This window comes from Streptomyces sp. NPDC036822 (assembly GCF_055609145.1).
The window spans coordinates 24,459-41,078 of sequence record NZ_JBVJPY010000003.1 but is presented as its reverse complement, the minus strand read 5'-3'; the positions used below and the strand labels follow the sequence as shown (position 1 = coordinate 41,078).

The following is a 16,620-nucleotide window of genomic DNA, read 5'->3' as shown; positions in this document are numbered from 1 at the left end:
GCAGTACGACACGAAAGCTCTGAACCCATGTCTCAGACCACCGGTGCCAGCTACGCGAGCGCGGGCGTCGACATCGAAGCGGGCGACCGCGCCGTCGAACTCATGAAGGAGTGGGTGAAGAAGACGCAGCGCCCCGAGGTCCTCGGCGGCCTGGGCGGCTTCGCCGGCCTCTTCGACGCCTCCGCCCTCAAGCGCTACGAGCGTCCGCTGCTCGCCTCCGCCACCGACGGCGTCGGGACGAAGGTCGACATCGCCCGCCAGCTCGGCGTGTACGACACGATCGGGCACGACCTGGTCGCGATGGTCATGGACGACATCGTCGTCTGCGGCGCCGAGCCGCTCTTCATGACCGACTACATCTGCGTCGGCAAGGTCCACCCCGAGCGGGTCGCCGCCATCGTCAAGGGCATCGCCGAGGGCTGCGTCCTGGCCGGCTGCGCCCTGGTCGGCGGGGAGACCGCCGAACACCCCGGCCTGCTCGGCCCGGACGACTTCGACGTCGCCGGCGCGGGTACGGGCGTGGTGGAGGCGGACCGGCTGCTCGGCCCCGATCGCATCCGTACGGGTGACGCCGTGATCGCCATGGCGTCGTCCGGCCTTCACTCCAACGGGTACTCGCTCGTCCGCCACGTGGTCTTCGACCGCGCCGGGATGACCCTGGACCAGCGGGTCGACGAGCTCGGCCGGACCCTGGGCGAGGAGCTCCTGGAGCCGACGAAGATCTACTCCCTGGACTGCCTGGCGCTCACCCGGACCGCCGAGGTGCACGCCTTCAGCCACATCACCGGAGGCGGCCTGGCCGCCAACCTGGCGCGGGTGATCCCGGACGGCCTGCACGCCACGGTCGACCGCTCGACTTGGACGCCGGGCGCCGTCTTCGACCTGGTCGGCAAGGCCGGCGGGGTGGAGCGCCTGGAGCTGGAGAAGACGCTGAACATGGGCGTCGGCATGATGGCCGTCGTCCCGGCCGAGTCCGTGGACGTGGCCCTGACCGCGCTCCAGGACCGCGGCGTCGAGGCCTGGGTCGCGGGCGAGATCACCGAGCGCGGCGACCGCACGGCGGGCGCCGAGCTGGTCGGGGACTACGCCAAGTAGAACGGCCACGGGCGGTCCGGAGTCGTCTCCGGGCCGCCCGTACCGCTGTCCGGCCGGGCGTGTCCCGTACGGGAGGCCCCGTACGGCTCATGTGTCCACGCAGCACAGAAACCCGGTCCGGGTGATCCCGGACCGGGTTTCTCTCGTTAAAGAGGTCAAGCGCGACGCTGGGACGATGCGCCGGGACCGGACTGGTCGTCCTCGTCCTCGTCGTCCGTGTTGTAGAGATCCGCGTACTGTGCGTACGGGTCGTCTTCTTCGTCGTCGTCCTCGAACGGCTCGCCATTCGGCGGCTGGCTCGAAGTCGAAGCGCCCAGCTCGCTGGCCAGACGCGACAAGTCAGTCCCGCCGCTGCTGTACTTCAGCTGGCGGGCGACCTTCGTCTGCTTGGCCTTTGCCCGGCCGCGCCCCATGGCTCGACCCCCTCGGTGACGGGGCTCGACGGCCCCAGAGTCTTGACACGCGTTCATGGTTCGGATCGGACTCTCGTAAGAGAGACCGGTCCGTAGGGCTTCAACGGTACCTGCTTCCGTGGCCATACGGTACGCCGCACGCATCACATGCCTCGGTACAGAACCATCGAGGTGCCCTGTCCTCGCTGGTCAATCGCGATTTTAACCTCTTCTGGCGAGCCGACCCGCCGACCGGGGTGAGTCATGTCTCGCTCTGGACGAACGTCCAAAGAGCGGTCGGCGGGCCGGCCCTGTCAAGAATCAGCCGCGGCGAGCCTCGGCCATGCGCTGCTCGGCGATGCGGTCGGCGGCCGCGGCCGGCGGGATGCCGTCCGCCTTCGCACGTGCGAATATGGCCAGCGTGGTGTCGAAGATCTTCGAGGCCTTCGCCTTGCACCGGTCGAAGTCGAAGCCGTGCAGCTCGTCGGCGACCTGGATCACGCCGCCGGCGTTCACGACGTAGTCGGGCGCGTAGAGGATCCCGCGGTCCGAGACGTCCTTCTCGACACCGGGGTGCGCGAGCTGGTTGTTGGCCGCGCCGCAGACGATCTTCGCGGTCAGGACCGGCACGGTGTCGTCGTTCAGGGCGCCGCCGAGCGCGCAGGGGGCGTAGATGTCCAGGCCCTCGAGACGGATCAGCGCGTCGGTGTCGGCGACGACCGAGACCTGCGGGTACTTGTCGGTGATGCGGCGCACGGACTCCTCGCGGACGTCCGTGACGACGACCTCGGCGCCGTCCTGCAGGAGGTGCTCGACGAGGTAGTGGCCGACCTTGCCGACGCCCGCGACGCCGACCTTGCGGCCGCGCAGGGTGGGGTCGCCCCACAGGGTCTGCGCGGAGGCGCGCATGCCCTGGAAGACGCCGAAGGCCGTGAGGACCGAGGAGTCCCCGGCGCCGCCGTTCTCGGGGGAGCGGCCGGTGGTCCACCGGTTGGCGCGGGCCACGACGTCCATGTCCGCGACGTAGGTGCCGACGTCGCAGGCCGTGACGTACCGGCCGCCGAGGGAGGCCACCATCCGCCCGTAGGCGAGCAGCAGCTCCTCCGTCTTGATCCTCTCCGGGTCGCCGATGATCACGGCCTTGCCGCCGCCGTGGTCGAGGCCGGCCATGGCGTTCTTGTACGACATCCCCCGGGAGAGGTTGAGCGCGTCGGCGACGGCCTCCGCCTCGGTGGCGTACGGGTAGAACCGGGTGCCGCCGAGGGCCGGGCCCAGGGCGGTGGAGTGGATGGCGATGACAGCCTTGAGGCCGGAGGCGCGGTCCTGGCACAGCACGACTTGCTCGTGGCCGCCCTGCTCCGACTGGAACAGGGTGTGCAGCACGTCAGCGGGAACGTCAGGAACGCCGGTCACATCGGTCACGGTGGTGACTCCCAAGTAAGAAGCGGCGATGGGGAGGTCCTCCTGTGGGTGGGGAGGACCGGTTCGGCAAGAGAGTAAGTCCTACGCATGCGTAGATCGGGCGCAGTGCTCAGGATCACCCACTCCCGGAGTACCTCCGTGGAAGGATTTGCGACATGTCGGTCGCTTCTTCGGTCCTCGTCCCGTACGCCTCCTATCTGCGCGTGTACGAGCCGCTGGCGGCCTTCGCCGAGCCGGAGAGAGGGGAGTGGGCGCGGTACGCGCGCCGGGTGGACGTCCCGACGGCACAGGACGAACTGCGGCGTTCGCTGGCGGACCTGGTGCCGGTGCCGCCGGTGCCCGTGCCGGTCCACGAGAGCCGGGACGCGTTCGTGGCGCTCCTGGACGGTGTGGTCGTGATCTGCCCGTGGCGCACCCGGCTGCGGGGCTGGCTGGCCCTGGAGGCGCTGGCGGCGGGCTGGGAGCTGCCCGGGCCGGTGCTGGACGCGATGGTGCCGCCGGTGGTGCGCGGGCAGGTGGCGGCGGACCACGAGCGGTGGCGGGAGCGGAACCCGGACGCGCGGCCGTGGATCCGATCGGCGGTGTGGCAGGTGCCGGTGCGCTGGTTCACCCTCTTCGCCGACGAGGAGCGGGAGTACGCGCCGGGGAGGCCGGGCGCGGTGGACGGGGCGGGGGCCGAGCCGCCCGTCCTGCGCTACCGCACGCCGATGGTGCAGGCGCGGCGCCGGCTCGCGCGGACGCTGCGGGCGCTGCGGGAGTCGGCCGAGGAGGGACCGCTGGCCGAGGGTCTGGTCGAGGTGGGCCGCTGGCTGGAGGAGTTCCACCCGCGCTCCCTGGTCGAGCTGGACTACGGCGGCCTGGTGCACGCCGTGCCGGCGGAGCGCCTGGCGGACGACCGGTCGGTGGCGGACGTCGCCGAGGGGATCGCGGCGCTGCGGGACGGCGACGGCGCGGGTGCGAGCGAGGCGTACGGGCGGCTGGCGGAGCGGTGGCGGGAGATCCGGAACCTGCGGTTCGCGAACTGATCGTCGACAGGAGGCACCCGCCTGGTAAATGATCTTCAAGCGGCTCGGGGTGCCGGTTCGCCGGGCATCGGGACGTAGGTCCCGATCCGGGCCTTTGGCTCAAGCGTGACGGACAGCACTTACCGCGCCCTTGCGCCCATCGCCCACCCTCGTGCCAAAATAGGACAAGGAGTCCGGGGAGGGTTCCTTCCGTCCATCTATGGGCGGAACGCTCAGCATTGCACTCTATGGGGGGTCTGAGGACTCCTGATCGCTCTGTGACTGATCGTCACAGTGGCGTGACTGTCCGTTATGGCATGGTCCATCGACTTCCGCCGCTGATGAACACCTGCGAGGGCAATTCCATCGGTTTGGCCGACGTGGCTGGACGGATGGTGTAGTTGTAGTGCCGAGGACAAGCCGTTCGTCCTATAACCGACTCGGCTCGCGTCCGCCATTTCGGGCAACGCGGGTCAAGGTGCAGAATTTAGAGGAAAGAACCGAGAAGGTTCGGTTCTCCCGAGGAGGCCGCTCATGACCGCTCGCACCCCTGATGCCGAGCCGCTGCTGACCCCCGCCGAGGTTGCCACGATGTTCCGTGTGGACCCGAAGACGGTTACCCGTTGGGCGAAGGCCGGCAAGCTCACGTCCATCCGCACGCTGGGTGGACACCGCCGGTACCGCGAGGCTGAGGTCCGCGCACTGCTGGCGGGTATTCCGCAGCAGCGCAGCGAGGCCTGAGGTACCCGCAACACCCCGCTTCACCGGGCACTTCCGGGTCCCCCAACCTGGACCGCCCACCCCTAGCTCTGCCGACTGGCGCCTGCCCCAACAGGCTCTTCGTCATCGATCGCGCTGGACTCCGCCGGGTCCAGCGCGATCTTTTTTGTGTCCGCGCCCGGGTGGGCGAGAGGTGGTGCAATTGCACATATAAAATCGGGTGGGTGTAGGGAGGGTGTAAGTGCAGGGGTTTCGAAAACTCATGCAGTGACACCCGTCACACGGGGCGACTCTTGCCAAGGAACAGCCTGCCACTCCCTGAGGGACGCTCAACCCGCCGTTCGTCACGGGGTGGTGGGACTTTCGTCCTCGGTGGCCGGCTCGGCCTCCAGGCCCTCCAGGGGCTCCTGGGCGTCCATGGCGAGCCGCAGGAGGCGATGGCAGACGGGGCAGTGGCGCGTGATGTGGCCGTAGCGGGACGCGGCCGCCAGATGGGCGCGCAGCAGCGCGCGTGTCTCGTGTCTCGACTCACGTGCTGCGGACGCCGCGGCCATGCGCGACCACCTCCGGTGTGGGCCCCCGATTCCCTGATGTCTGGGGTACCCGTGCACACGTGACGCCGTCAATACGCCGGACGCACGACTGAGGCCCGAGTCTGACGACTCGGGCCTCGAATACGGCGGTCCTGACGGGATTTGAACCCGCGGCCTCCACCTTGACAGGGTGGCGAGCACTCCAAACTGCTCCACAGGACCTTGCTCGCAGCTCCGTACTGCTTGGGCTGCGAGAGAGACTGTACAGCAGGTCAGAGGGTCAGGTCGAACTCACGCCGGGCGAGCGTCCCGTCACGGCGCCGCCGCGTCGATCGCCTTCACGATCCGCTTGTCGGAGACCGGGTGGGCCGTGCCCAGCGCGTGCGCGAAGTAGCTGACCCGGAGCTCCTCGATCATCCAGCGGATGTCCGTGACCTCCTGCGGCACCGGCCGCCCCCGCGGGAGCTGTTCGAGCAGCCAGGCGTACTCGTCCTGCATCTCGTGGACCTTCTCCATGCGGGTGGTGTCCCGCTGCACGCCGGTCGGCATCTGCTGGAGCCGGCGGTCCACCGCCACCAGATAGCGCATCAGGTCCGGCAGCCGCCGCAGGCCCGTCTTCGTGACGAATCCCGCCGGCACCAGCCAGGCCAGCTGCTCGCGCACGTCGGCCAGGTTCCGCATCAGGGCCAGGCTGTTCGTGGCCTTCAGGCGCCGCTCGCAGGCCTGCCAGGCCGCCAGGATCTGCTGGACCTGGTCCACCGTCCGGACCGTCATGTCGACGAGGTCCGCGCGGACCTTGTCGTACAGCTTCCGGAAGGACTCCTCGTCCCAGACCGGCCCGCCGTGGTCCGCGATCAGCCGGTCCGCGGCGGCGGTCGCGCAGTCGTCGAAGAGCGTCTGGATCGAGCCGTGCGGGTTCCGGGACAGGGCCAGCTTCTGCTGGTTGGTCAGCCTCTCCGAGGCGAACTTCGCCGGGTTCACCGGAATGTTCAGCAGGATCAGCCTGCGCGTCCCCCGCCACATCGCCGGCGCCTGCTCCGCCTCTGTGTCGAAGAGGCGCACGGCGACGGTGTCGCCCTCGTCCACGAGCGCCGGGTACGCCTTGACCGGCTGGCCGGCCCGCCGGGTCTCGAAGACCTTGGCAAGCGTGCCGATCGTCCAGTCCGTGAGCCCCGTGCGCTCCAGGGACTGCCCGGAGCCGTCCGGGCCGCTCGTTGCGGCCGCGGCGGCCTTGGAGAGCGCCTGGCGGGCCTTCGGGCGCAGCTGGAGCTTCAGGGACTCCAGGTCCTTGCTCTCGGCCAGCTTGCGCCGCCGCTCGTCGACGATCCGGAAGGTGATCTTCAGGTGGTCGGGGATCCGCGACAGGTCGAAGTCATCCGCCGTGACGGGGACGCCGACCATCCGCTGCAGCTCCCTGGCGAGGGTGACCGGCAGCGGCTCCTGGAGCGGGACGGCGGTGTCCAGGAAACGGGTCGCGAAGTTCGGCGCGGGGACGTAGTTGCGGCGGATCGGCTTGGGGAGGGACCGGATCAGCTCCGTGACCACCTCGGCCCGCAGGCCCGGGATCTGCCAGTCGAAGCCCTCGTCCGTCACCTGGTTGAGCACGTGGAGCGGAATGTGCACGGTGACACCGTCCGCGTCCGCGCCCGGCTCGAACTGGTACGTCACCCGGAACTTCAGCGGACCCTGCCGCCAGGAGTCGGGGTAGTCGTCCTTGGTGACCCCGGCGGCCTTCTCGTTGATAAGCATCTCGCGCTCGAAGTCGAGGAACTCCGGTTCCTCGTGGCGCTTGTGCTTCCACCAGGAGTCGAAGTGCGCCCCGGACACCACGTGTTCGGGCACCCGCTGGTCGTAGAAGTCGAACAGCGTCTCGTCGTCGACGAGGATGTCCCGGCGCCGGGCGCGGTGCTCCAGCTCCTCCACCTCGGTGAGGAGACGGCGGTTGTCGGCGAAGAACTTGTGGTGGGTGCGCCAGTCGCCCTCGACGAGCGCGTTGCGGATGAACAGGTCGCGGGAGGCCTCGGGGTCGATCCGCCCGTAGTTCACCTTGCGGTCCGTCACGATCGGCACGCCGTAGAGCGTGACCTTCTCGATCGCCATGACCGCCGCCTGGTCCTTCTCCCAGTGCGGCTCGCTGTACGTCCTCTTGACCAGGTGCTGGGCGAGCGGCTCGATCCACTCGGGCTCGATCCTCGCGTTGACCCGGGCCCACAGGCGTGAGGTCTCCACCAGCTCGGCGGACATCACGAAGCGCGGGGGCTTCTTGAAGAGTGCCGAGCCGGGGAAGATCGCGAACTTGGCGCTGCGGGCGCCCAGGTACTCGTTCTTCGCGCCCTCCTTCACGTCCTTCAGCCCGATGTGGGACAGCAGACCGGCCAGCAGCGAGGTGTGGACGGCCTGCTCGGGCACGCCGGCGTCCGCCGCGGGCTCCTCGACGTGCAGGCCCATCTGCTTGGCGACCGTACGCAGCTGTGCGTAGATGTCCTGCCACTCGCGGATGCGCAGGAAGTTGAGGTACTCCTGCTTGCACATCCGGCGGAACGACGACGAACCGCGCTCCTTCTGCTGCTCGCGGATGTACCGCCAGAGGTTGAGGTAGGAGAGGAAGTCGCTGGTCTCGTCCTTGAAGCGGGCGTGCTGCTGGTCGGCCTGCGCCTGCTTCTCGGCGGGGCGCTCGCGCGGGTCCTGGATGGAGAGCGCGGCCGCGATCACCATGACCTCCCGTACGCAGCCGTTCTTGTCGGCCTCCAGGACCATCCGCGCCAGGCGGGGGTCGACGGGGAGCTGGGAGAGCTTGCGGCCCTGCTGGGTCAGGCGCTTCTTCGGGTCCTTCTCCGCGGGGTTCAGCGCGCCCAGCTCCTGGAGCAGCTGCACGCCGTCGCGGATGTTGCGGTGGTCCGGGGGATCGATGAAGGGGAACTTCTCGATCTCGCCGAGGCCGGCGGCGGTCATCTGGAGGATGACGGAGGCCAGGTTCGTCCGGAGGATCTCGGCGTCCGTGAACTCCGGGCGGGAGAGGAAGTCGTCCTCGGAGTAGAGCCGGATGCAGATGCCGTCGGACGTACGGCCGCAGCGGCCCTTGCGCTGGTTGGCGCTGGCCTGGCTGACCGGCTCGATGGGCAGCCGCTGGACCTTGGTGCGGTGGCTGTAGCGGGAGATGCGGGCGGTGCCCGGGTCGATCACGTACTTGATGCCGGGGACCGTCAGGGACGTCTCGGCCACGTTGGTGGCGAGGACGATCCGGCGGCCGGAGTGGGCCTGGAAGACCCGGTGCTGCTCGGCATGGCTCAGGCGGGCGTAGAGGGGGAGGACCTCGGTGTTGCGCAGCTGCTTCTTCAGCAGCGCGTCCGCGGTGTCCCGGATCTCGCGTTCGCCGGAGAGGAAGACGAGCACGTCGCCCGGCCCCTCCGCCTGCAGCTCGTCGACGGCGTCGCAGATGGCGGTGATCTGGTCCCGGTCCGACTCCTCGGAGTCCTCTTCGAGCAGGGGCCGGTAGCGGACCTCGACGGGATACGTCCGCCCGCTGACCTCGACGATCGGCGCGTCGCCGAAGTGGCGGGAGAAGCGCTCGGGGTCGATGGTGGCGGAGGTGATGACGACCTTGAGGTCGGGGCGCTTGGGCAGCAGCTGGGCCAGATAGCCGAGCAGGAAGTCGATGTTGAGGGACCGCTCGTGGGCCTCGTCGATGATGATCGTGTCGTAGGCGCGCAGCTCGCGGTCCGTCTGGATCTCGGCGAGCAGGATGCCGTCGGTCATCAGCTTCACGAAGGTCGCGTCCGGGTTCACCTGATCGGTGAAACGGACCTTCCAGCCGACCGCCTCGCCCAGCGGGGTCCGCAGCTCCTCGGCGACCCGCTCGGCGACCGTGCGGGCGGCGATCCGGCGCGGCTGCGTGTGGCCGATCATCCCGCGGACGCCGCGGCCGAGTTCCAGACAGATCTTCGGGATCTGCGTGGTCTTCCCGGAGCCCGTCTCACCGGCGACGATCACGACCTGGTGGTCGCGTATCGCCTCGAGGATCACGTCCTTCCTCTGCGAGACGGGCAGCTGCTCGGGGTAGGTGACCGCGGGCACGCGGGCGGCCCGCCCGTCGACGCGCTCCTTGGCCTTGCCGGCCTCGGCGGCGATCTCGTCCAGGACGGCCTGACGGGCCTCGGGCTTGCGGATGCGGCGGGCGCCCTCGAGGCGGCGGCCGAGCCGGTGGGCGTCCCGCAGCGAGACCTCGGCCAGCAGGGACTGGAGGGCGGCGAAGGAAGTAGACATACGGACTCCAGGATCGCACCTGTGGCCGAGAACCGGCGAACCGATTTACCGGGCCGGGCCGGGCGGGCAGAGCGGCGCGGGCCGGTGCGTAATATTTCGGGCACGTCGCCCCCATCCGCATCCGAGAGGTTCCCCGATGCTCCGCACCGCCCGCGCGTCGGCGGCGTTCGCCGCGCTGCTGGGCGTGGTGCTGGGGATGCTGATGTCCGGGGGCGGCGCGCGTACGGAGCCGGGGGACGCGGTCAGGGCGGCCGCCGTCGTGGCCGTGGGCGCCGGGACCTCAGTGCCGGGCTGCGACCAGGGGCCCTCGGCCGACGGCAGCGCCCGTCCCGTCACCCCGCCGCGTCCGACCGGGTTCGGTGACCTGCTGCCCGCCCTGACCCGGGCGCGGCCGGCCGACGGCGGCTGGTGCGCGGACCAGGACGCACGGGACCTGCCGTCGGGCCCGGCGCCGCCGGAGCTCGTACCGCCGTCTCCCATGGAGCTGTCGATCCTGCGGGTCTAGACGGGCCGGTCATCTCCGCCGCCCGTCCCTCTTCCGTCCAGGAGCGTTTCCGCATGCCCAAGTCCACCCCGAAGTCCCCGTCCCGGGCCTCCTCCAGGCCGTCCGGGCCGTCGTCCGAGGCGGTCTCCTCCCCGGCCAGGCCGGTCATGATCGTCTCCGGGGTCGCGCTCGCCGCCGCGCTGCTCGGACTCGTCTCGTACACCGCGACCAAGCCCTCCTCGCCGGGATCGGGCGGCTCCTCGTCGGTCGCCGAGGTCTCCGCCGACCCGACCGCGGGCGTCTACCCCGAGCTGGAGGCGTACGCCCGCCGCGACCCGGCCGACCGGCTGGCCCTCGGGCGGGCCGACGCGCGCGTGGTGCTGATCGAGTACGCCGACTTCAAGTGCGGCTACTGCGGGAAGTTCGCCCGGGACACCGAACCAGAGCTGATGCGGAAGTACGTCGCGAACGGCACCCTGCGCATCGAGTGGCGCAACTTCCCGATCTTCGGCGAGGAGTCGGAGGCGGCGGCCCGCGCCTCGTGGGCGGCGGGGCGGCAGGGCAGGTTCTGGGAGTTCCACCGGGCGGCCTACGCCGAGGGCGCCAAGGAGAAGGGCTTCGGTCCGGACCGGCTGGCTGCCCTGGCGAAGGAGGCCGGCGTCCCGGACCAGGCCCGCTTCGCCCGGGACACGGACAGCGCGGCGGCCCGTGCGGCGGTGGCCGAGGACCAGGAGCAGGGGTACTCCCTGGGCGCGACCTCGACGCCGTCGTTCCTGATCAACGGGCGGCCGATCGCGGGCGCCCAGCCGATGGAGACCTTCACCGACGCCATCGACGCGGCCGCCCGGTCGGCGAAGAGGGTCACGGCGGAGGGAACGGCGACGGCGGAGAGGACGGCGAGGCCGACCACCCCGGCCGCGCCCCCGGCGCCTTCGGGCGGGCCGCACCCCGGCGCGACCCGGTGACCGGCGACATCGGCTATCTGGCGGCCTTCCTCGGCGGACTGCTGGCCCTCCTCAGCCCGTGCAGCGCCCTGCTCCTCCCGGCCTTCTTCGCGTACTCGATCGACTCGCCGAGGCGACTGCTCGCCCGTACGGGCGTCTTCTACGCCGGTCTGGCCACCACCCTCGTCCCGCTGGGCGCGGCGGGGTCCTTCGCCGGGCGGCTGTTCTACGGCCACCGGGACCTGCTCGTGGCCCTCGGCGGCTGGCTGATCATCGGCCTCGGCGTGGTCCAGCTCCTCGGCATGGGGTTCGCCTCCCGCCGCATCGCCGAGATCGGCGGCCGGATCCGGCCGCTGACGGCGGTCTCCGTCTACGCCCTGGGCCTGGTCTACGGGCTCGCCGGGTTCTGCGCCGGCCCGATCCTCGGGAGCGTCCTGACGGTGGCGGCGCTGAGCGGCAGCCCGGCGTACGGCGGCCTGCTGCTCGCGGTGTACGCGCTGGGCATGGCGGTGCCGCTGTTCGTGCTCGCGCTGTGCTGGGAGCGGTACGAGCTGGGCCGCAGGCGCTGGCTGCGCGGCCGCCCGGTCCGCGTCGGCCGGTTCCGGACGCACTCGACGTCCCTGGCGTCGGGCCTCTTCTTCGTGCTGCTCGGGGCGCTCTTCCTCGTCTTCGACGGGACGACGGCCCTCCCGGGTCTGCTGTCGGTGGACGACTCGTTCGCGGTGGAGGAGCGGGTGGCGTCGGTGGGCCGGTCGGTGCCGGACTGGGCGCTGCTGGCGGTGGTGGTCGCGGCGGTGGCGGTGGTGCTCGCGGTCCGGGGCCGGCGCGGGGCGCGCGGCGGCGAGCGGGAGAAGGCGTGAGGGGCGCGGAGGCGTGAGGGCGCCGGGGGCCCGGGCCGGGCCCCCACGGGGGCCGGCGCCCCGCTCCGTACGGGCCTTCGTCCGCACACGCAGAAGGCCCCGTTCTTTCGAACGGGGCCTTCTCTCTGTGGCTGGGGCCGGGGTCGAACCGGCGACCTATCGCTTTTCAGGCGATCGCTCGTACCAACTGAGCTACCCAGCCACGAGGTCGTTTCCGACCTCAGCGATCCTGACGGGACTTGAACCCGCGACCTCCACCTTGACAGGGTGGCGAGCTAACCAACTGCTCCACAGGACCTTGCAATGTGCGAGAACAAGTCTCGCACACGTTGTTGCGTGCCCCCAACGGGATTCGAACCCGTGCTACCGCCTTGAAAGGGCGGCGTCCTGGGCCACTAGACGATGAGGGCTAAGGGCCCACCTGGGCGCTTCGCAGCGCGTCGGGGACGTGAGAAGCATATGGGATGGCGGCGGCTATCGCCAAAACGGTTTCCCGGCGCCGTCGGCGGGCCCGCTCGGGTCAGCCCCAGCCGAGGGCGTGGAGCCGCTCGTCGTCGATCCCGAAGTGGTGGGCGATCTCGTGGACCACGGTCACGGCGACCTCGTGGACCACGTCCTCCGCGGTCCGGCAGTAGCGCAGGGTGGGGCCCATGTAGATGGAGATGCGGTCCGGCAGGACGCCGGCGTACCACTCGCCGCGCTCCGTGAGGGGCGTGCCCTCGTACAGGCCGAGGAGCTCCGGGTCCGACGGGTCGGGTTCGTCCTCCACGAACACGGCCACGTTGTCCATGACCCGCGTGAGCTCCGGCGGGATCGTGTCCAGGGCCTGGGCCACCAGCTCTTCGAACGTGTCGCGTGTCATCTCCAGCACACCGCCATTGTCGGTGACGGGCGCTCTTTTGCGGGCTGCCGGGCGGAACTGCTCCCGGAACCGCCCGCGGAACTGCTTCCCGGGCGAAAACGAGTGGCATTGGAGTGGCGCTCGCCGCCGGGCGGTGACCACCGGCCGGGCCCGCGTGTTCTGCGAGGCATGAACAACACCTTCAAGCGCACCCTCGCGGGCGCCACCATCGCCGTCGTGGCCGTCCTCGGCATGTCGGGCACCGCCCACGCCGACACCGACACCGTCCACGGCGTCGGGGACCTGATCGACATCAGCGAGGTCCTGACTCTGGACGACGTCCTGCGCACCGTCCCGCTCCTCAACGGCGAGAGCACCGCCGACAGCGCCGACACCACCACCACGAGCACCCAGTCCACCGCCACCGGCACCGGCACCACCACCGGTGCGGCCGCGGGCCTCGGGCGTGTCGGCTCCCTCCTGGGCCTCACGGGCTGAGCTGTCCCCGCTCGGCCGGGCGGCCCCCGGTCCCGGAGGCGACTCCGGGGCCGGGGGTTTGTCGTGCGGGGGCGTGTCCCTCGCGGCGCAAGAGGAGTTGGGCAGCGAAACGCTTTCCCGTCCTGTCGTCATCGACCGGCTTGTGTCGTGTGTCCCTTGTGTCCTGGAGGTGCCGTCCGTGCGCCATGTGCCCACCCGTGTGAGATGGGCCGCCACCGCGTTGGCGGTCGCCGCCTGTGCCGGTCTGAGCGGCTGTATGAGTGTGAGTGACGAGGGCGCGAAACCGGCGCCCGGCAAGTCCGCGGGAAAGCAGGGCGTGGCGACCGAGTCGGACGCCGTCGCCGGGGGGCCGGGCGGTTACGCCGGGGAGGGGTACGCCGAGACGGGCGGGGGCGGGGCGGACGCCGACGGGGCGGGCGAGGAGTCCCCCGTGCCGAGCGGATCGCCCTCGGCGTCGGGCAAGCCCCCGGCGGGCGGGGTCGCGGGGCCGGGAGGGAAGCCGAAGCCGTCCCAGGAGCCGGGTGGGGCGGGTGGCGCCGGCGAGGCCGGTGGTGCCGGCGGGCCGAGCGCGCCGGGCGAGGAGAGCACGCCTCCGGTCGATCCGCCGCCGTCGGAGACGCAGGAGCCGCCGCCGACCTCCGAGCCCACCGTGGAGCCGACTCCGGAGCCGACGGATCCGCCGACCTCCACGCCCGGCGCGGACACGCACATGGGCGCCATGAGGGCCGCCGACAGGCCCGGCGGACCGGTGGAGCCGGAGGCATCACCGCAGGTCGGACCGGTGTGACGGAACCCGGTTTGCGTCAAGGCGGGGAGGGTGCGTATGGTTATAGATCGTTTGATCCCATTGCCCGGCGCCGAAACAGAAGAGCGCCGCGTGGCGCGTACTCTCCCTAGCCGTGGCTGACCGCATTGAGGCGGTCGATTTGCGAATTCACGGAGTTGACGGGCGCGTGCCGAGACTCCGGAAGGTTTCGCATTTCGCATGTCCATTTTCAGTTCTGACCACGCCGTCATGCCCGAGAACGACGAGATCGTCGAGGTCCTCGAGGTCGTCGAGACCACCGAGACCGTCGTGACCGAGGCTGCCGAGCTCGAGTCCCCCGAGGCCGAGTCCTCCGAGCCCACCATCACGTTCGCCGACCTCGGCCTCCCCGAGGGCGTCGTGCGCAAGCTCGCGCAGAACGGCGTGACCACCCCCTTCCCGATCCAGGCGGCGACCATCCCGGACGCCCTGGCCGGCAAGGACATCCTCGGCCGCGGCCGCACCGGCTCCGGCAAGACCCTCTCCTTCGGTCTGCCGACCCTGGCGCAGCTGGCCGGCGGCCACACCGAGAAGAAGAAGCCCCGCGCGGTCATCCTCACCCCGACCCGTGAGCTCGCGATGCAGGTCGCGGACGCCCTCCAGCCCTACGGCGACGTGCTCGGCCTGAAGATCAAGGTCGTCTGCGGCGGTACGTCCATGGGCAACCAGATCTACGCCCTGGAGCGCGGTGTCGACGTCCTCGTCGCCACCCCGGGCCGGCTGCGCGACATCATCAACCGTGGCGCCTGCTCCCTGGAGAACGTCCAGGTCGCGGTCCTCGACGAGGCCGACCAGATGTCCGACCTGGGCTTCCTGCCCGAGGTCACCGAGCTGTTCGACCAGATCCCGGTCGGCGGTCAGCGCATGCTCTTCTCCGCCACCATGGAGAACGAGATCGGCACGCTGGTCAAGCGCTACCTGAACAACCCGGTCACGCACGAGGTCGACAGCGCCCAGGGCAACGTCACCACCATGACCCACCACGTCCTCGTCGTGAAGCCGAAGGACAAGGCGCCGGTCACGGCCGCCATCGCCGCCCGCAAGGGCCGCACGATCATCTTCGTCCGCACCCAGCTGGGCGCCGACCGCATCGCCGAGCAGCTGTGCGAGTCGGGCGTCAAGGCCGACGCGCTGCACGGCGGCATGACCCAGGGCGCGCGTACCCGAGTCCTCGAGGACTTCAAGAAGGGCTACGTCAACGCGCTCGTCGCCACGGACGTGGCCGCCCGCGGCATCCACGTCGACGGCATCGACCTGGTCCTGAACGTGGACCCGGCCGGCGACCACAAGGACTACCTGCACCGCTCGGGCCGTACCGCCCGCGCCGGCAAGTCCGGCGTCGTCGTGTCGCTGTCCCTGCCGCACCAGCGTCGCCAGATCTTCCGCCTGATGGAGGACGCGGGCGTCGACGCCTCGCGCCACATCATCCAGAGCGCCGGCGCCTTCGACCCGGAGGTCGCCGAGATCACCGGCGCCCGTTCGCTGACCGAGGTCCAGGCCGACTCGGCGAACAACGCCGCCAAGCAGGCCGAGCGCGAGGTCGCCGAGCTGACCAAGCAGCTGGAGCGCCTGACCCGCCGGGCCGTCGAGCTCCGCGAGGAGGCCGACCGTCTGGTCGCCCGTTCCGCGCGCGAGCGGGGCGAGGACCCGGAGGCCGCGGTCGCCGAGGTGACGGAGGCCGCCGAGGCCGAGGTCGCCGCAGTGGCGGCCGCTCAGGTCGCCGAGGAGCGTCGCGAGGAGCGCCCGGCCTTCCGCGACGAGCGGGGCAACTACGAGCGCCGTGACCGTGGTGGCGACCGCGGTGGTGACCGTGGCGGGTTCCGCCGTGACGACCGCCGTGACGACCGCGGCGGTGACCGTGGTGGCTTCCGTCGGGACAACGACCGCCCCTCCGGTGGCTTCCGTCGGGACAACGACCGTCCGTCCGGCGGTTTCCGTCGGGACAACGACCGTCCGTCCGGTGGCTTCCGTCGGGACAACGACCGTCCGTCCGGTGGCTTCCGTCGTGACGACCGTCCGTCGGGCGGCTTCAACCGTGACGACCGTGGCGGCCGTTCCTTCGACCGCCGTGACGACCGCGGTGGCGACCGTGGCGGCTTCCGTCGGGACAACGACCGTCCGTCCGGTGGCTTCCGTCGTGACGACCGTCCGTCGGGCGGCTTCAACCGTGACGACCGTCCGTCGGGCGGCTTCAACCGTGACGACCGTGGCGGCCGTTCCTTCGACCGCCGTGACGACCGCCCCGCGGGCGGCCACCGTGGCAGCGACCGTCCCTTCAACCGCGACCGTCGCGACGACCGCCCCTCCGGCGGCTTCCGTTCGGGCGGCGACCGTCCGCAGGGCCGTCGTGACGACCACCGGGGCGGCGACCACCGCGGCACCGGTTCGAGCAGCGGCTCCTTCGGCCGCCGTGACGACAAGCCGCGCTGGAAGCGCAACGGCTGACACGGCCTCCGGCCGCAGGCCGGGCCGGCGCTGAGCCGGGCTGACGCCGAGTGAAGGCCCCCTTCCCACCCGCGTGACGGGTGGGAAGGGGGCCTCTCTGTTCACCGCGAACCCGAACTTCACGGCCGGTCGGACGGTGCCGAACCTGTTCGTGGTGCCGGTCGTGGACGGCAAGGTGACTTTCTACGACCACGCCGGTTCGCTGGACCTGATCGCCGACTCGCCGGTCACCGCACGGGCTGACCTCCTGTGTCCCGGCCCACTTCGGTGGGCCGGGACCCGCCCGTACCGATACCCGATCGGCTGCGGGGCGT

At 71.0% G+C, this 16,620-nt stretch carries 14 protein-coding genes and 4 tRNA genes; 9 read left to right on the top strand and 9 right to left on the bottom strand.

All coding sequences use genetic code 11. The annotated features are described in order from the left end of the window. The first annotated feature begins 27 nt into the window (after nt 1–27). Nucleotides 28–1,095 (top strand): phosphoribosylformylglycinamidine cyclo-ligase, encoded by a 1,068-nt coding sequence (gene purM, locus ACZ68P_RS07690; protein ID WP_471003971.1) that lies wholly within the window; start codon nt 28–30, stop codon nt 1,093–1,095. Nucleotides 1,096–1,250: 155 nt separating this feature from the next. Here the strand turns inward: purM and ACZ68P_RS07685 are convergent, their stop codons facing one another. Next, nucleotides 1,251–1,508: a DUF3073 domain-containing protein gene (locus ACZ68P_RS07685; RefSeq protein ID WP_365713569.1), complete on the bottom strand. Its 258-nt coding sequence runs from the start codon at nt 1,506–1,508 to the stop codon at nt 1,251–1,253. Nucleotides 1,509–1,808: 300 nt separating this feature from the next. Further along, nucleotides 1,809–2,909: a Leu/Phe/Val dehydrogenase gene (locus ACZ68P_RS07680; protein WP_471003969.1), complete on the bottom strand. Its 1,101-nt coding sequence runs from the start codon at nt 2,907–2,909 to the stop codon at nt 1,809–1,811. Nucleotides 2,910–3,064: 155 nt separating this feature from the next. Between ACZ68P_RS07680 and ACZ68P_RS07675 the strand changes: the two genes are divergently transcribed. Together ACZ68P_RS07675 and bldC are read left to right on the top strand one after the other, a co-directional pair. Further along, entirely contained in the window at nt 3,065–3,934 is an 870-nt protein-coding gene (locus ACZ68P_RS07675; RefSeq protein ID WP_471003968.1) for a DUF8083 family protein, read from the top strand. Nucleotides 3,935–4,447: 513 nt separating this feature from the next. Continuing rightward, on the top strand, nt 4,448–4,654 hold the full coding sequence (gene bldC / locus ACZ68P_RS07670; protein WP_003949541.1) for a developmental transcriptional regulator BldC: 207 nt from the start codon (nt 4,448–4,450) through the stop codon (nt 4,652–4,654). 323 nt (nt 4,655–4,977) lie between these two features. On the opposite strand, the gene ACZ68P_RS07665 is transcribed toward bldC, so the two are convergent. The 3 genes from ACZ68P_RS07665 to hrpA all read right to left on the bottom strand — a co-directional run bounded on the left by ACZ68P_RS07665 (nt 4,978) and on the right by hrpA (nt 9,429). Beyond that, nucleotides 4,978–5,187 (bottom strand): DUF6274 family protein, encoded by a 210-nt coding sequence (locus ACZ68P_RS07665; protein WP_471003966.1) that lies wholly within the window; start codon nt 5,185–5,187, stop codon nt 4,978–4,980. Nucleotides 5,188–5,313: 126 nt separating this feature from the next. Beyond that, nucleotides 5,314–5,388: transfer RNA gene (locus tag ACZ68P_RS07660), tRNA-Asp, on the bottom strand. A 90-nt stretch (nt 5,389–5,478) separates the two neighbouring features. Beyond that, nucleotides 5,479–9,429: an ATP-dependent RNA helicase HrpA gene (gene hrpA / locus ACZ68P_RS07655; protein WP_471003964.1), complete on the bottom strand. Its 3,951-nt coding sequence runs from the start codon at nt 9,427–9,429 to the stop codon at nt 5,479–5,481. A 136-nt stretch (nt 9,430–9,565) separates the two neighbouring features. Between hrpA and ACZ68P_RS07650 the strand changes: the two genes are divergently transcribed. The 3 genes from ACZ68P_RS07650 to ACZ68P_RS07640 are packed head-to-tail and all read left to right on the top strand — an operon-like array spanning nt 9,566 to nt 11,717. Beyond that, entirely contained in the window at nt 9,566–9,934 is a 369-nt protein-coding gene (locus ACZ68P_RS07650) for a hypothetical protein (RefSeq protein WP_471003962.1), read from the top strand. A gap of 53 nt (nt 9,935–9,987) precedes the next feature. After that, entirely contained in the window at nt 9,988–10,878 is an 891-nt protein-coding gene (locus tag ACZ68P_RS07645) for a DsbA family protein (protein WP_471003960.1), read from the top strand. Next, a complete protein-coding gene (locus tag ACZ68P_RS07640) occupies nt 10,875–11,717 on the top strand; it encodes a cytochrome c biogenesis CcdA family protein (RefSeq protein WP_471003958.1) in 843 nt (280 codons plus the stop codon). Before ACZ68P_RS07645 ends, ACZ68P_RS07640 begins: the two co-directional genes overlap by 4 nt. A gap of 128 nt (nt 11,718–11,845) precedes the next feature. On the opposite strand, the gene ACZ68P_RS07635 is transcribed toward ACZ68P_RS07640, so the two are convergent. The 4 genes from ACZ68P_RS07635 to ACZ68P_RS07620 all read right to left on the bottom strand — a co-directional run bounded on the left by ACZ68P_RS07635 (nt 11,846) and on the right by ACZ68P_RS07620 (nt 12,588). Beyond that, nucleotides 11,846–11,919, bottom strand: a tRNA-Phe gene (locus ACZ68P_RS07635). Nucleotides 11,920–11,941: 22 nt separating this feature from the next. Beyond that, a tRNA-Asp gene (locus tag ACZ68P_RS07630) sits at nt 11,942–12,015 on the bottom strand. Nucleotides 12,016–12,054: 39 nt separating this feature from the next. Beyond that, nucleotides 12,055–12,127: transfer RNA gene (locus ACZ68P_RS07625), tRNA-Glu, on the bottom strand. A 110-nt stretch (nt 12,128–12,237) separates the two neighbouring features. Next, entirely contained in the window at nt 12,238–12,588 is a 351-nt protein-coding gene (locus ACZ68P_RS07620; RefSeq protein ID WP_471003956.1) for a metallopeptidase family protein, read from the bottom strand. Nucleotides 12,589–12,747: 159 nt separating this feature from the next. On the opposite strand from ACZ68P_RS07620, the gene ACZ68P_RS07615 reads away from it, so the two are divergent. The 3 genes from ACZ68P_RS07615 to ACZ68P_RS07605 all read left to right on the top strand — a co-directional run bounded on the left by ACZ68P_RS07615 (nt 12,748) and on the right by ACZ68P_RS07605 (nt 16,306). Then, nucleotides 12,748–13,056 (top strand): hypothetical protein, encoded by a 309-nt coding sequence (locus ACZ68P_RS07615; RefSeq protein ID WP_471003954.1) that lies wholly within the window; start codon nt 12,748–12,750, stop codon nt 13,054–13,056. 256 nt (nt 13,057–13,312) lie between these two features. Beyond that, nucleotides 13,313–13,843 (top strand): hypothetical protein, encoded by a 531-nt coding sequence (locus tag ACZ68P_RS07610; protein WP_471003952.1) that lies wholly within the window; start codon nt 13,313–13,315, stop codon nt 13,841–13,843. Between the two features lie 198 nt (nt 13,844–14,041). Continuing rightward, nucleotides 14,042–16,306, top strand: coding sequence for a DEAD/DEAH box helicase (locus ACZ68P_RS07605; RefSeq protein WP_471003950.1), 2,265 nt, complete (start codon nt 14,042–14,044; stop codon nt 16,304–16,306). The last annotated feature ends 314 nt before the right edge of the window (nt 16,307–16,620 follow it).

What these genes read in the sequence shown, in the direction of transcription:
- ACZ68P_RS07665 (WP_471003966.1), bottom strand. Translation starts at nt 5,187, where the DNA reads ATGGCCGCGGCGTCCGCAGCACGTGAGTCGAGACACGAGACACGCGCG.
- purM (WP_471003971.1), top strand. Translation starts at nt 28, where the DNA reads ATGTCTCAGACCACCGGTGCCAGCTACGCGAGCGCGGGCGTCGACATC.
- ACZ68P_RS07615 (WP_471003954.1), top strand. Translation starts at nt 12,748, where the DNA reads ATGAACAACACCTTCAAGCGCACCCTCGCGGGCGCCACCATCGCCGTC.
- ACZ68P_RS07685 (WP_365713569.1), bottom strand. Translation starts at nt 1,508, where the DNA reads ATGGGGCGCGGCCGGGCAAAGGCCAAGCAGACGAAGGTCGCCCGCCAG.
- bldC (WP_003949541.1), top strand. Translation starts at nt 4,448, where the DNA reads ATGACCGCTCGCACCCCTGATGCCGAGCCGCTGCTGACCCCCGCCGAG.
- ACZ68P_RS07650 (WP_471003962.1), top strand. Translation starts at nt 9,566, where the DNA reads ATGCTCCGCACCGCCCGCGCGTCGGCGGCGTTCGCCGCGCTGCTGGGC.
- hrpA (WP_471003964.1), bottom strand. Translation starts at nt 9,429, where the DNA reads ATGTCTACTTCCTTCGCCGCCCTCCAGTCCCTGCTGGCCGAGGTCTCG.
- ACZ68P_RS07675 (WP_471003968.1), top strand. Translation starts at nt 3,065, where the DNA reads ATGTCGGTCGCTTCTTCGGTCCTCGTCCCGTACGCCTCCTATCTGCGC.
- ACZ68P_RS07610 (WP_471003952.1), top strand. Translation starts at nt 13,313, where the DNA reads ATGAGTGTGAGTGACGAGGGCGCGAAACCGGCGCCCGGCAAGTCCGCG.
- ACZ68P_RS07645 (WP_471003960.1), top strand. Translation starts at nt 9,988, where the DNA reads ATGCCCAAGTCCACCCCGAAGTCCCCGTCCCGGGCCTCCTCCAGGCCG.
- ACZ68P_RS07605 (WP_471003950.1), top strand. Translation starts at nt 14,042, where the DNA reads ATGTCCATTTTCAGTTCTGACCACGCCGTCATGCCCGAGAACGACGAG.